At 74.1% G+C, this 12,897-nt stretch carries 14 protein-coding genes; 12 read left to right on the forward strand and 2 right to left on the reverse strand.

Going from position 1 to position 12,897, the window contains the following annotated elements:
- The first annotated feature begins 176 nt into the window (after positions 1 to 176).
- The 7 genes from ACFV61_RS13390 to ACFV61_RS13420 all read left to right on the forward strand — a co-directional run bounded on the left by ACFV61_RS13390 (position 177) and on the right by ACFV61_RS13420 (position 7,197).
- Positions 177 to 1,040 carry a dihydrodipicolinate synthase family protein gene (locus ACFV61_RS13390; RefSeq protein ID WP_380345070.1) on the forward strand — a complete coding sequence of 288 codons (864 nt, stop codon included), beginning with the start codon at positions 177 to 179 and terminating at the stop codon, positions 1,038 to 1,040.
- A 116-nt stretch (positions 1,041 to 1,156) separates the two neighbouring features.
- A complete protein-coding gene (locus ACFV61_RS13395) occupies positions 1,157 to 2,161 on the forward strand; it encodes a proline racemase family protein (RefSeq protein WP_063346900.1) in 1,005 nt (334 codons plus the stop codon).
- Between the two features lie 104 nt (positions 2,162 to 2,265).
- Positions 2,266 to 3,636, forward strand: coding sequence for an aldehyde dehydrogenase family protein (locus ACFV61_RS13400; protein WP_380491722.1), 1,371 nt, complete (start codon positions 2,266 to 2,268; stop codon positions 3,634 to 3,636).
- Entirely contained in the window at positions 3,636 to 4,664 is a 1,029-nt protein-coding gene (locus ACFV61_RS13405) for a proline racemase family protein (RefSeq protein WP_363377959.1), read from the forward strand. The genes ACFV61_RS13400 and ACFV61_RS13405 overlap by 1 nt, the downstream gene beginning before the upstream one ends.
- Positions 4,665 to 4,771: 107 nt before the next feature.
- Positions 4,772 to 5,653, forward strand: a complete 882-nt coding sequence (locus tag ACFV61_RS13410; protein WP_380376182.1) for an ornithine cyclodeaminase family protein — start codon at positions 4,772 to 4,774, stop codon at positions 5,651 to 5,653.
- Between the two features lie 127 nt (positions 5,654 to 5,780).
- On the forward strand, positions 5,781 to 6,491 hold the full coding sequence (locus ACFV61_RS13415; RefSeq protein WP_063346897.1) for a GntR family transcriptional regulator: 711 nt from the start codon (positions 5,781 to 5,783) through the stop codon (positions 6,489 to 6,491).
- Between the two features lie 109 nt (positions 6,492 to 6,600).
- A complete protein-coding gene (locus tag ACFV61_RS13420) occupies positions 6,601 to 7,197 on the forward strand; it encodes a Uma2 family endonuclease (RefSeq protein WP_380345042.1) in 597 nt (198 codons plus the stop codon).
- 1 nt (position 7,198) lies between these two features.
- Here ACFV61_RS13420 and ACFV61_RS13425 read toward each other — a convergent pair whose 3' ends face one another.
- A complete protein-coding gene (locus ACFV61_RS13425; RefSeq protein ID WP_380482201.1) occupies positions 7,199 to 7,879 on the reverse strand; it encodes an ABC transporter ATP-binding protein in 681 nt (226 codons plus the stop codon).
- Positions 7,876 to 8,952 (reverse strand): ABC transporter permease, encoded by a 1,077-nt coding sequence (locus tag ACFV61_RS13430; protein ID WP_380491674.1) that lies wholly within the window; start codon positions 8,950 to 8,952, stop codon positions 7,876 to 7,878. Before ACFV61_RS13430 ends, ACFV61_RS13425 begins: the two co-directional genes overlap by 4 nt.
- 164 nt (positions 8,953 to 9,116) lie before the next feature.
- Between ACFV61_RS13430 and ACFV61_RS13435 the strand changes: the two genes are divergently transcribed.
- The 5 genes from ACFV61_RS13435 to ACFV61_RS13455 all read left to right on the forward strand — a co-directional run bounded on the left by ACFV61_RS13435 (position 9,117) and on the right by ACFV61_RS13455 (position 12,878).
- Positions 9,117 to 10,316 (forward strand): sensor histidine kinase, encoded by a 1,200-nt coding sequence (locus ACFV61_RS13435; RefSeq protein ID WP_063346893.1) that lies wholly within the window; start codon positions 9,117 to 9,119, stop codon positions 10,314 to 10,316.
- Between the two features lie 26 nt (positions 10,317 to 10,342).
- Positions 10,343 to 11,008 (forward strand): response regulator, encoded by a 666-nt coding sequence (locus tag ACFV61_RS13440; RefSeq protein WP_380491676.1) that lies wholly within the window; start codon positions 10,343 to 10,345, stop codon positions 11,006 to 11,008.
- Between the two features lie 48 nt (positions 11,009 to 11,056).
- A complete protein-coding gene (locus tag ACFV61_RS13445) occupies positions 11,057 to 12,079 on the forward strand; it encodes a nitronate monooxygenase (RefSeq protein WP_380491678.1) in 1,023 nt (340 codons plus the stop codon).
- 101 nt (positions 12,080 to 12,180) lie between these two features.
- On the forward strand, positions 12,181 to 12,537 hold the full coding sequence (locus ACFV61_RS13450) for a type II toxin-antitoxin system RelE/ParE family toxin (protein WP_380491680.1): 357 nt from the start codon (positions 12,181 to 12,183) through the stop codon (positions 12,535 to 12,537).
- Positions 12,538 to 12,548: 11 nt separating this feature from the next.
- A complete protein-coding gene (locus ACFV61_RS13455; protein WP_363377942.1) occupies positions 12,549 to 12,878 on the forward strand; it encodes a helix-turn-helix domain-containing protein in 330 nt (109 codons plus the stop codon).
- Positions 12,879 to 12,897 lie beyond the last annotated feature (19 nt).

Raw genomic sequence — 12,897 nt, forward strand, 5'->3', positions numbered from 1 at the left:
TTTTTGCTGGGGGTTGGGGGGTCTTGTTTTGTTTATTAGCCGTAGTCCGTGGTGGTTTGTGGGGGGGGGGGTATTTTTGTCCCGGCCCCGTCTCCTCTAATAAAATGTCACACCTCACCAAGGAGCTCATCGTGTCCAACACCCCACACGACACCGCCCGGCCCTGGCGCGGCATCATGGTCGCCACCACGATCCCGCTGCGCCCGGACCTCTCCGTCGACTACGACGCGTACGCCGAGCACGTCCGCTGGCTGATCGAGTCCGGCTGCGACGGCGTCGTCCCCAACGGCTCGCTGGGCGAGTACCAGACGCTCACCGCCGAGGAGCGCGCCCGCGTCGTCGAGGTGGCCGTCGAGGCGGCCGGCGACGGCTCCCGGGTGATGCCCGGCGTGGCCGCCTACGGCAGCGCCGAGTCCCGCCGCTGGGCCGAGCAGGCCGCCGAGGCCGGCGCCGGCTCCGTGCTCCTGCTGCCGCCGAACGCCTTCCGGGCCGACCACGCGTCCGTCCGGGCGCACTACGCCGACGTGGCCAAGGCCGGACTGCCCGTCGTCGCGTACAACAACCCGATCGACACCAAGGTCGACCTCGTCCCCGCGCTGCTCGCCCAACTGCACGGCGAGGGCTCGATCGTCGCGGTCAAGGAGTTCAGCGGCGACGTCCGCCGGGCCTACGAGATCGCCGAGCTGGCCCCCGGGCTGGACCTGCTGATCGGCGCCGACGACGTGCTGCTGGAGCTGGCGCTGGCCGGCGCGGTCGGCTGGATCGCCGGCTACCCGAACGCCCTGCCGGAGGCCAGCGTCGCACTGTACCGGGCCGCCGTGGCGCACGAGCTGGACACCGCGCTGCCGCTGTACAAGTCGCTGCACTCGCTGCTGCGCTGGGACTCCAAGACCGAGTTCGTCCAGGCCATCAAGCTGTCCATGGACATCGCCGGGCGCCCCGGCGGCCCCGTCCGCCCGCCGCGCCAGCCGCTGACCCCGGACATCGAGGCGGCCGTTCGCGCGGCCACCGAGAAGGCGCTGGCCGAGGGCCTGGCCTAACCGGGAGACTTCGTCACCAGGGCCGGCTGAGGGGGCAGCCGGCCCGGCCCCACCCACCCGATCCGGCGTACGGTCACCACCTCCGTACGCCCACTCCGACGGGAGTCGTCAGAGCCATGCGCAGCCGTCACGTGTTCCACGCCGTCGACTCGCACACCGAGGGCATGCCGACCCGGGTCATCACCGGCGGCTTCGGCGTCATCCCCGGCGCCACCATGGCCGAGCGCCGGGTGCACTTCCAGCAGCACCTGGACCACTTCCGCACCCTGCTGATGTACGAGCCGCGCGGCCACGCCGCGATGAGCGGCGCCATCCTTCAGCCGCCGACCCGGCCCGACGCCGACTTCGGCGTGCTCTACATCGAGGTCTCCGGCCTGCTGCCGATGTGCGGCCACGGCACCATCGGCGTCGCCACCGTGCTGGTCGAGACCGGCATGGTGCCGGTGGTCGAGCCGGTCACCACGGTGCGGCTGGACACGCCCGCCGGACTGGTGATCGCCGAGGTGCGGGTCGAGGACGGCGCCGCCACCGCGGTGACCATCCGCAACGTGCCGTCCTACTCGGCCGCGCTGGACGCCAAGATCGAGGTGCCCGGGTACGGCACGATCGGCTACGACCTGGCGTACGGCGGCAACTTCTACGCCATCCTGCCGCTCGCCGAGTTCGGGCTGCCCTTCGAGCGCGAGCGCAAGCAGGACATCCTGGAGGCCGGACTGGCCCTGATGGCCGCCATCAACGCGAGCCCCGACCGCCCGGTGCACCCGGAGGACCCGTCCATCCACGGCTGCCACCACGTCCAGCTGCTCGCCCCCGGCTCCACCGCCGAACACTCCCGGCACGCGATGGCCATCCACCCCGGCTGGTTCGACCGCTCGCCCTGCGGCACTGGCACCTCGGCCCGGATGGCGCAGCTGCACGCGCGCGGCGAACTGCCGCTGGGGCGCGACTTCCGCAACGACTCCTTCATCGGGACGACCTTCATCGGGCGCCTGGTCGAGGAGACCGAGGTGGCCGGGCGGCCCGCCGTGGTGCCCACCGTCACCGGGCGGGCCTGGGTCACCGGCACCGCCCAGTACTTCCTCGACCCGCGGGACCCGTTCCCGGCCGGGTTCCTGCTGTAGAGCTGTCTGAAGCGGTTTGAAGCTGTCTGAAGCCGTTTGAAAGAGGAGCCGGCCTCGGGGGAGGGGCCCGCTCAGACGTCCGCTGAACCACCTTCGAAGGGCTGCTGGTCGTGACCATCACCTCGTACAACCCCGCCGACCCCGCGGACCTCGTCGTCGCCGTCGAGGAACCCGGCGCCGAAGCCGTCCGGGCCGCCGTCGCCCGGGCCCGGGCCGCCCAGCCCGGCTGGCTCGCGGCCGGCGCGGGCGCCCGGTCCGCGGCGCTCGGCCGGATCGCCGAAGCGGTCGAGGCACACGCGGACGAACTGGCCGGGCTGATCGTGCGCGAGGTCGGCAAGCCGCTCGCCGAGGCACGCGGCGAAGTCGCCCGCACCGCGGCGATCTGGCGCTACTACGCGCAGGCGCCGTTCGCGCCGTCCGGGGCGGTGCACGAGACCGCCGCCGGGCCCGGGCTGCTGCTCACCCGGCGCCGCCCGTACGGCGTCGCCGGGCTGATCGCGCCGTGGAACTTCCCGCTGGCGATCCCCACCTGGAAGGCCGCGCCGGCGCTGGCGGTCGGCAACACCGCAGTGCTCAAGCCGGCGCCCGAGGCGACCGCCTGCGCGCTGCGGCTGGCCGAACTGGCCGCCGGGGCCGGGCTGCCGGAGGACGTGTTCACCGTGCTGCCGGGCGGCGCCGAGGAGGGCGCGGCGCTGGTCGACACGGCCGACGTGGTCTCCTTCACCGGCTCGACCGGCGTCGGCCGGGCCGTGGTGCGGGCCGCCACCGAGCGTGGCGTGCCGGTGCAGGCCGAACTCGGCGGGCTGAACGCCGCGCTGGTGCTGCCGGATGCCGACCTCGCGCAGGCCGCCGCCCACCTCGCCGCCGCCATCGCCGGGTACGCGGGGCAGAAGTGCACCGCCACCAGCCGGGTGATCGCGGTCGGCGCCGCGTACGAGCCGCTGCGCGACGCCCTGGTCAAGGCGCTGGAACTGGTCGACGACACGGCCTGCGGGCCGGTCATCAACGCCGCCGCCCGGGACCGGCTGACGGTCGCCGTCGACTCGGCCGTCGCCGCCGGGGCCACCCTGCTCACCGGCGGCCGGGCACCCGAGCGGGACGGCTGGTACCTCGAACCGGCCCTGCTCACCGACGTGCCGGCCGAACACCCGCTGGCCCGCGAGGAGTTCTTCGGCCCGATCGCGCTGCTGCACGCCGCGGCCGACCTCGACGAGGCGATCGCGCTCGCCAACGACACCCCGCACAGCCTCTCCACCTCCGTGCACACCCGCAGCCTGGACGTGGCGCTCGCCGCCGCCGACCGGCTGGACGCGGGCATGATCCGGGTCAACGCGCCGTCCAGCGGCGTCGACTTCCACCTGCCGTTCGGCGGCGCCAAGGGCGCCGCCCACGGCGAGCGGGAACAGGGCCAGGCGGCGCTGGACTTCTACACCGTCAGCCGCACGGTCAGCCTGCTGCCGGGCGGGGGCGCGTGATGCTCGTCCGCACCGTCGACTACCACGCGGCCGGTGAGCCGTTCCGGATCGTGCTGGACGGCGTGCCCGCGATCCCCGGCGACAGCGTCGCCGAACGGCGGGCCATCGCACTCGGCGCCGGCGGCAGCGCGACCGCGCCCCGGCCGAGCGCGCTGGACGACGCCCGGCAGCTGCTCAGCCGCGAACCGCGCGGCCACGCCGGGATGTACGGCGGGTTCCTGGTGCCGCCGGACGACGACGAGGCGCACTTCGGGGTGCTGTTCTGGCACAAGGACGGCTACTCGACGGCCTGCGGGCACGGCACCATCGCGCTCGGCGCCTGGGCGGTGGACTCCGGGCGGGTCGCGGCCCCCGCCGACGGCGTGGCCCGGGTGCGGATCGACGTGCCGTCCGGCCGGGTCACCGCGCTGGTGCACCGGGCCGGCGGGCGGACCACCGGCGTCACCTTCCGCAACGTGCCCACCCGGGTCGCCGCCCTGAAGTTGCCGCTGGCCACTTCGCGGGGCACCGTGGAGGTCGCGGTGGCGCACGCGGGCGCCTGCTACGCCTCGGTGCCGGCGGCCGCCCTCGGCCTCGCGGTCGAGCCCGCGCAGCTGCCCGAACTCACCGCCGCCGGGCGGGAGATCAGGGAGCTGCTGGCCGGCGCGGCGGCGGTGGCGCACCCGAGCGACCCGCTGCTGTCGGGCGTGTACGGGGTCATCCTGTTCGACGAACTCGTCTCGGAGGACGGCGTGTTGAACCAACGGAACGTCACCGTCTTCGCGGACGGGCAGATCGACCGCTCGCCCTGCGGCTCCGGGACCTCCGCCCGGCTCGCCGTCCTCGCCGCCGAGGGCCGGCTCGCGCCGGGGGAGGAACTGCGGCACGAGTCCGTCATCGGGACGGTCTTCACCGGCCGCGTCCTGCCCGGCGGCGACCCGCTGGACGGCGGCGTCGTCACCGAGGTCACCGGCAGCGCCCACCGCACTGGCGAGCACGCGTTCGTCCTGGAACCGGACGACGACCTGGGGGCGGGGTTCCTGCTGTGACCGCTCCTGCGAACCCGCCTGCGGACCCTGCTGCGCCGCCTCATGCGTCGTCTCATGTGCCGCCTCTTGTGCCGCCCGGTACGGCGGCTGAGCCGCTCCAGTACGCCGTGCCGGGCGTTGGCGGGGTCGGGCCCGCGGCCGCGGTGGCGGCGATCGAGCGGGTGCTGCTCGACGGGTTCGACCCGGAGCCGGCACCGGCCCGCTCGGCCGTCCCCGTCCCGGCCGGCGAACTGCTGATGATGCCGGCCGCCGCCGGCCCGTACGCCGGGGTGAAGATCGCCGGGGTCGCGCCCGCCAACCCCGGCCGGGGCCTGCCCCGGATCACCGGCAGCTACCTGCTGCTCGACGGGCCCACCCTGCAGCCGCTCGCCCTGCTCGACGGCGCCGCGCTCACCGCGCTGCGCACACCCGCCGTCACCGCCGTCGCGCTGCGCCGGCTGGCCGCGCCGGACGCCGAACACCTGGTGCTGTTCGGCTCCGGGCCGCAGGCGTACGGGCACCTGGACGCGCTGCTGGCCGTCCGGCCGCTGACCAGGCTCACCGTGGTGGCGCGGGACGCCGGACGGGCCGGGGCCCTCGCCGCGTACGGGCGCGGCCTCGGGCTGGCGGCCGGGGTCGGCGGGCCGGAGGCCGTCGCCGAAGCGGACCTGGTGGTCTGCTGCACCACCGCGCGCACGCCGCTGTTCGACGGCGCCTTGGTGCCCGAGCACGCCGCCGTCGCGGCCGTCGGCTCGCACGAGCCCGACGCGCGGGAGGTGGACGAGGTGCTGGTCGGGCGGGCCGAACTATACGTGGAGGCGCGGACGGTGGCGGCGCGCGAGGCCGGCGACCTGATCATGGCGGGGGTGGCCGGCCGGCAGCTGTGGAACCTGGCCGAGCTGGTGCGCGGCGACGCGCTGGTGCCGGCGGGGCGGCCGCGGTTCTTCAAGAGCGTCGGCATGGCGTGGGAGGACCTGGCGGTCGCGGCGGAGGTGTACCGGCGGGGGTAGGTGCCGGGCGCTCCCGGCTGCCAGGGTCGGCGCGGCCGGAGGGCAGGTGTCCGAATCACGAAATGTTGCGCACTCAACGTAACGTGACATTGTACGCTGGTGTTCTGCACCCACCCGGAGGAACACCATGGCCGACCTCAAACCCCGCACCCTGATCTCCGTACAGGAGCGGCTTCGCGACCAGGTCGCCCACGCGCTCCGGGCGGCCCTGATCTCCGGCGAACTGCGCCCCGGCGTCGTCTACTCCGCACCCGCGCTCGCCGCCGACTTCGGCGTCTCCGCCACCCCCGTCCGCGAGGCCATGCTCGACCTCGCCCGCGAAGGCCTCGTCGAGGCCGTCCGCAACAAGGGCTTCCGGGTCACCGAGCTCACCGAGCGTGACCTCGACGACTACACCGAGATCCGCGCCCTGATCGAGGTCCCCACCGTCGGCCGGGTGACGCGCACGGCGACCAAGGAGCAACTGGAGCGGCTGCGCCCGCAGGCCGAGGAGATCGTCGCGGCCGCGCGCAAGCACGACCTCATCGGATACCTGGAGGCCGACCGGCAGTTCCACCTCGACCTGCTGGGGCTGGCCGGCAACGCCCGGCTGGTCGACGTCGTCAGCGACCTGCGGAAGCGCTCGCGGCTGTACGGCCTCAACCGGCTCGACGAGCGCGGCGAGCTGACCTCCTCGGCGGAGGAGCACCTGGAACTGCTCGACCTCATGCTGGCCGGCGACGCCGAGGCGGCCGAGGCCTGCATGACCCGCCACCTCAGCCACGTCCGCTCGCTGTGGGCGGGGCAGGACGAGGCGGCGGAGGAGGCCCGCCCGGCGCTGAAGCTGCGGGCGCGGTAGGGGCAGCCGGGGCTAAACCGCCCGTTCGGGTGAAGACTGGGGATCGGGCGGCGGAATGCGTTCGCGCCCTACGATGATGTTCTCGACATCGGCAGCCAGGAGGAAATCCATGTCCGCCGCAGCAGTGGAAGAGCCCATCGAGCAGCCGACGCTGCTCGAAGTCGCCGAGCTGATCTCCAACCAGTTCGCCGGGCACCGGGTCGAGATCGTCGGGAGCCAGATCACCGTGACGCCGCCTCCGAATGCTTCGCACGGCAAGTCGCTGAGTCGCCTCATGCGTGCGCTGTTCGCCGCCGGCCTCGACGGGGATGAGGTCGACGTCATTCAGGGCGTTGGCATCTGGCTGCCGGATGGGCCGTCGGACTACGCCGTTCCCGACCTGGCGATCGTCGATGCCGACATCGATGACCACTTGATCGAGTACAACTGTTACGACCCGGCGGTCTTCCGGCTCGTGTTGGAGGTCACGTCGTCCAACATCAGCGACGACCTGAAGCGGAAGCCCTTCGTCTATGCCGCCGCTGGAGTACCCGTCTACGTGATCGTGGACCGGACGAACCAGCGGGTCATGGTGCTCACTGACCCACAGGAGGGCGAGTACCGCGTGCACGCCGTCCACCATCCGGGGCAGTCGTTCACCCTGCCGGAGTCGATCGGGGCGTCGGTGACGCTGTCGGTGGACGACGTGCTGGCGGCGAAGAAGTAGCTCAGGCCGCTGCCGGCACTGTCAGGCGGCCGTCGTGGACTTCGGCGATCTGGTCGACGGCCGTCAGGTGGGTGCGGTCGTGGGTGACCAGGACGGTGGCGGTGGCGCGGCGGTGGGTGAGGTCGGTGATGAGGTCGAGGACGGCGGCGCCGCGTTCGTGGTCGAGGGCGCTGGTGGGTTCGTCGATCAGCAGGACGGTGGGGTCGTTCATCAGCGCGCGGGCGATGTTGACGCGCTGGCGCTGACCGCCGGAGAGCTGGTGCGGGCGGCGGGCGGCCTGGTCGCGCAGGCCGACGGCGGCCAGCAGGTCCAGGGCCCGGGGGAGGGCGGTGCGCGGGGAGCGGCCGTCCAGGTGGGCCATCACCTGGAGCTGTTCGACGGCGGTGAGCGAGGGCAGCAGGTTGGCCTGCTGGAAGACGATGCCGATCCGGGTGCGGCGCAGCGCGGTGAGTTCGGCGCGGCCGAGGCCGGTGGTGTCGGTGCCGTCCACCACGACCTGGCCGGTGTCCGGGGTGATCAGGGTGGCGGCGACCGCCAGCAGGCTGGACTTGCCGGAGCCGGACGGGCCGACGACGGCCGTGATCGAGCCCTTGGGGACGGTCAGCGACACGTCGTCCAGCGCCGTGAGCCGGCCGTCGCCGTCCGGGTAGGTGAGGGTGATGCGGTCGAGGGTCAGGCTCATCGGGCACTCCCCAGGGCGGTCAGCGGGTCGACGGAGGTGATCCGGCGGATGGACAGGGCGGCGCCGACCGCGCCGAGCGCGATCATGACGGCGGCGGGCAGCAGCAGGGTCGGGGCGTCGAGGACGAAGGGGACGGCGGAGCCGATCAGCGCGCCGGCGCCCAGGGCGAGCGCGGTGCCGGCGGCGGTGCCGAGCACCAGCAGCAGGACGGCCTGGCCGAGGGCGTCGCGCAGCAGGTAGCGGGTGGAGGCGCCGAGGGCCTTGAGCACCGCGACGTCGCCGCTGCGCTGGATCGTCCAGACGGTGAAGAAGGCGCCGATCACCAGGGCCGAGATGGCGAACAGGAAGCCGCGCATCAGCTGGAGCGAGCCGTTCTCGGAGGTGTAGGAGCCGATCGCGGCGAGGGCGTCGTCGCGGGTGCGGGTCTCGGTGCCGTGGCGGGCGTCGGCGCCGTGCAGGTCGGCGCCCTTGGCGGTGGTGAGCACGATGACGGTCGCGTGGCCGGCGCCGCCGGGGACGGCCTGCTGCCAGTCGGTGAGGCTGGTCCAGATCACCGGGGTGTGGCTGTACGCGGCGTCGCCGTCGACGGCCGCGACCCGGAGGCGGTGGCCGGCCAGGGTGAGGTCGGCGCCGGGGGCGAGGTCGCCCAGGTTCTTGGCGGCGGTCTTCGACAGGACGGCCTGGCCGGGGGCGATCCGGGCACCCTGCGGGGCCAGCGCGGAGCCGTCCGGGACGCCGAAGGCGGACAGCGCCGTGGTGCGGGTGCCGGCGGCGGCCTTGGTGGTGGTGATGCCCAGCGGCTGGGCGGAGGTGACGCCCGGCTCGGCCGCCCAGGCCTGCCACTGCTCGGGGGTGACCTGGGAGTCGGTGAAGGACAGCTTCTGCCCGTCGGCGGGCTCACCGAACACCAGGTGGTCGGCGGGCAGGCCGGTGATCGCGGAGATGTTCTGCCGGCCGAGTCCGGCGGTCAGTCCGGACAGCAGACCGACCAGTACGGTGATCAGCACGATGACGGTCCCCATCAGGGCGAACCGCCCCTTGGCGAACCCCAGATCCCTCCAGGCGACGAACACGGTGGGCCTTCCTGCTGAACGAGTGTTTCCGACGCTTCCACCGTCCCGGAGAAGGGGCCCCGCGGGCATCGCACCGCGGATTGCATCCTCGGCATCAAAGGGCAGAAGCGGAGTTCAACCTTTTGATTGATGCCGGGGCCCGATCCGGAACCTAGGCTGGACGGATGGCGACCGAACGATCCCGCACCACCCCCGTCGCCCGCGTCCTCCAGGTCTGCCTGCACCTGCTCGTGGCGGGCCTGCTCGCCCTGGCCGTCGCCCGCGCCGCCGTCGGCCGGGACGGCGACCCGCTGCCCGTCGCCGCCGCGGCCACCGCGATGGCCGCCGTGTACGCCGTGGGCCCCCGGCTGGCCGCCGTCCGCCGCTCGCGCCGGGCCGCCGCGCTGTGGCTGGCGCTGCTCGGGGTCACCTGGGTGGGCGTGCTGATCGCCACCCAGGACGGGGTGTGGCTGGCGTTCCCGCTGTACTTCCTGGAACTGCACCTGCTCGGGCGGCGCGGCGGCCTCACCGCCGTCGGGCTGACCGCCGCCACCGCCATCGCCGCCTGGTCCTGGCACCAGCACACCTTCAGCCTGCCCGCCGCGATCGGCCCCGCGCTCGGCGCGGCCGTCGCCACCGCCACCGTGCTCGGCTACCAGGCGCTGTACCGGGAGAGCGAGGAGCGCCGCCGGCTGATCGACGAACTCACCGCCGCCCGCGCCGACGCCGCGGCCGCCCACCACACCGCCGGGGTGCTCGCCGAACGCGAGCGCCTCGCCCGGGAGATCCACGACACCCTCGCGCAGAGCCTCAGCTCCATCCAGCTGCTGCTGCGGGCCGCCCAGCGGGCCCTGCCGGAACGCACCGAGGCCGCCTCCGGGTACGTCGAGCAGGCCCGGCAGGCCGCCCAGGACAACCTGGACGAGGCCCGGCGGTTCGTCCGCGCGCTCACCCCGCCCGCGCTCGACGGCGACCCGCTGCCGGTCGCGCTGGAACGGCTGTGCGCCACCACGGCGGCGCACAGCGGCCTGCCGGTGAAACTGCACGTCTCCGGGGACCCGGTACGGCTGCCGGTGCCGCAGGAGGTCGCGCTGCTGCGGATCGCGCAGTCCGCGCTCGGCAACACCGTCCGGCACGCGCACGCCTCGCACGCCGAGGTGACGCTCAGCTACATGGAGGGCGAGGTGGCGCTGGACGTGTTCGACGACGGGGCCGGATTCGACCCGGTGGCGGTCGCCGGGCGCAGCGGAGGGGACGGCGGGTTCGGGCTGCCGTCGATGCGGGCCCGGGCGCGGGCGCTCGGCGGCACCTTCACGGTGGAGTCGGCGCCCGGCGGGGGCACGGCGCTCGCGGTGCAGCTGCCGGTGACGGAGGGCGGGGCGTGAACGGGCGGAACGAGGGAGAGCGGACCGTGAACGAGCGCAGTGACGGCGGGCGCGGGAGCGGCACGGTGATCCGGCTGCTGCTGGCGGACGACCACCCGGTGGTGCGGGCCGGGCTGCGGGCCGTCCTGGAGGGCGAGCCGGACTTCACCATCGTTGCCGAGGCCGCGACCGCCGAACGGGCCGTCGAACTGGCCGCGGCGGGCGGGATCGACGTGGTGCTGATGGACCTCCAGTTCGGGCCCGGCTCGGCCATGAACGGCGCCCAGGGGACCGCCGCGATCACCGCCCGGCCGGGCGCGCCCCGGGTCCTCGTCGTCACCACCTACGAAACCGACGCCGACACCCTGCCCGCGCTGGAGGCCGGCGCCACCGGCTACCTGCTCAAGGACGCCCCGCCGGAGGAACTGGCCCAAGCCGTCCGGGCGGCCGCCGCGGGCCGCTCGGCGCTGGCGCCGAGCGTCGCCGACCGGTTGCTGGAACGGATGCGGACGCCGTCGGCGGCGCTCAGCGCGCGGGAGACCGAGGTGCTGGGGCTGGTCGCGGACGGGCTGACCAACCAGCAGATCAGCCAGCGGCTGCACCTGAGCCAGGCCACGGTGAAGTCCCATCTGGTGCACGTCTACACCAAGTTGGCGGTGGACTCGCGGACGGCGGCGGTGCGGGCGGCGCGCGGGCGGGGGCTGATCCGCTGAGCGTAGGGTGGGCCGGGTTCGAACCGTATCCCGGAGTGGAGGACCCCGATGGCCGTCCGTCTCGATGAACTTTCCGTGCCGGTGATCGGCGCGCCGATGGCGGGCGGGGCGTCCACCCCGGAGCTGGTGGCGGCGGTGAACCGGGCCGGCGGGCTGGGGTTCCTCGCCGCCGGGTACCGGAGCGCCGCCGCGATGGCCGAACAGGTCGCGCTGGTCAGGGAGTTGACCGGTGGGCCGTTCGGCGTGAACCTGTTCGTCCCGGCCCCGCCCGGCGATCCGGCGGCCGTCGCCGCCTACCGGGAGCGGCTGCGGCCCGAGGCCGAACGGTGGGGCGTGGCGCTGCCCGAGGAGATCGGGCCGGACCGGGACGACTGGGAGGCCAAGCTCGCCGTGCTGCTGGCGGACCCGGTCCCGGTGGTCTCGTACACCTTCGGCCTGCCGACGCCGCAGGAGGCGGCGGCGGTCCGCGCGGCCGGGTCGTTCCAGGTCGGCACCGTCACCACGCCCGCGGAGGCGCGGGCGGCGGAGGCGGTCGGGATGGACGCGCTGTGCGTGCAGGGCCCGGAGGCCGGCGGGCACCGCGCCACCCACCGGATCGGGGACGAGCCCGGCGACGTCCCGCTGCTGGAGCTGCTGCCCGCCGTCCGGGCGGTGACGGCGCTGCCGCTGATCGCGGCCGGCGGGCTGGGCGACGGACCGGCGGTGGCGGCGGCGCTGCGGGCCGGGGCGGCGGCGGTGCAGCTGGGGACGGCCCTGCTGCGCGCCGACGAGTCCGGGACCTCGGCCGCGCACCGGGCGGCGCTCACCGAACTCCCGGAGACGGCCGTCACCCGGGCCTTCACCGGCCGCCCGGCCCGCGGCCTGCGCAACGCCTTCATCGACCGCCACGGCCCGTACGCCCCGCCCGCCTACCCCGAGGTGCACCACCTCACCCAGCCGCTGCGCGCCGCCGCGACCCGCCGCGCCGACCTCCAGTCCATGCACCTCTGGGCCGGCACCGCCCACCACCTCGCCCGCACGGGCCCGGCGGCGGACCTGATCGCGGAGCTGTGGCGGTCCGCGCGGGGGTAGTGCGCCCGGCGCGCGCGAGGTCGGGGCGTGTTGTCCCTCGCAGGGGTGGATTAGGCCGGAAAGCGCGCGGTAACGTATAAGGGACAACTTAATTTTGCCCCATGTGGGAGATCACACTCGTTGGTCCAGTGAACGACTGGTTCCTGGACATCTGCGTCAAGGATCCGGACACCGCCAACCAGATTGCTGACGCGGTCACGCTGCTCGCCCGGAGAGGGCCGCTGCTCAGGCGCCCGATGGTCGACAGGATCCAGGGGAGCAAACTGCACAACCTCAAGGAACTCAGGCCTGGCTCGGCCGGGCAGTCCGAGATTCGGATGCTCTTCGTCTTCGACGCCGAGCGGGAGGCGATCATCCTGGTCGCCGGCGACAAGAACGGGGAGTGGTCCCGTTGGTACGACGTCAACATCCCGCTGGCAGAAGCCCGCTATGAGCAGTACGTCAACGAGAAGGACTAGGGAGCGCGCGCATGAAAGGCCGTAGTTGGACCGAGGTGTGGGCCGAGGCGCAGCGTCTCAACCCCGCGTTGGCGACGCCGGAGGCGGAGGCTGAGCGGGCGCGGATCCGGCAGGAGACGCTGGCGCGGATCCGTGGGTATGAGCTGGCCGAGCTGCGGAAGGCGGCCGGGCTGACGCAGAAGGAGGTGGCCGCGCTGATGGGGGTGAGTCAGGCGCGGGTGTCGCAGATCGAGCACGGGCAGGTGGACAGCCTGGACAACCTGAGGGCGTACGCCGCCGCGATCGGCGGGGAGGTCGAGGTGGCCGTCCGGCAGGGGGAGCGGACGATCAAGGTGGCTTGATCGTCCGCCCGGTTCGAAC

This window comes from Kitasatospora sp. NPDC059817, assembly GCF_042731835.1.
GTDB lineage: Bacteria > Actinomycetota > Actinomycetes > Streptomycetales > Streptomycetaceae > Kitasatospora.

Coding starts and splice junctions, on each gene's coding strand:
- ACFV61_RS13390 (WP_380345070.1), top strand. CDS start 177: ATGGTCGCCACCACGATCCCGCTGCGCCCGGACCTCTCCGTCGACTAC.
- ACFV61_RS13445 (WP_380491678.1), top strand. CDS start 11,057: ATGGCCGTCCGTCTCGATGAACTTTCCGTGCCGGTGATCGGCGCGCCG.
- ACFV61_RS13450 (WP_380491680.1), top strand. CDS start 12,181: ATGTGGGAGATCACACTCGTTGGTCCAGTGAACGACTGGTTCCTGGAC.
- ACFV61_RS13415 (WP_063346897.1), top strand. CDS start 5,781: ATGGCCGACCTCAAACCCCGCACCCTGATCTCCGTACAGGAGCGGCTT.
- ACFV61_RS13425 (WP_380482201.1), bottom strand. CDS start 7,879: ATGAGCCTGACCCTCGACCGCATCACCCTCACCTACCCGGACGGCGAC.
- ACFV61_RS13455 (WP_363377942.1), top strand. CDS start 12,549: ATGAAAGGCCGTAGTTGGACCGAGGTGTGGGCCGAGGCGCAGCGTCTC.
- ACFV61_RS13395 (WP_063346900.1), top strand. CDS start 1,157: ATGCGCAGCCGTCACGTGTTCCACGCCGTCGACTCGCACACCGAGGGC.
- ACFV61_RS13405 (WP_363377959.1), top strand. CDS start 3,636: ATGCTCGTCCGCACCGTCGACTACCACGCGGCCGGTGAGCCGTTCCGG.
- ACFV61_RS13420 (WP_380345042.1), top strand. CDS start 6,601: ATGTCCGCCGCAGCAGTGGAAGAGCCCATCGAGCAGCCGACGCTGCTC.
- ACFV61_RS13435 (WP_063346893.1), top strand. CDS start 9,117: ATGGCGACCGAACGATCCCGCACCACCCCCGTCGCCCGCGTCCTCCAG.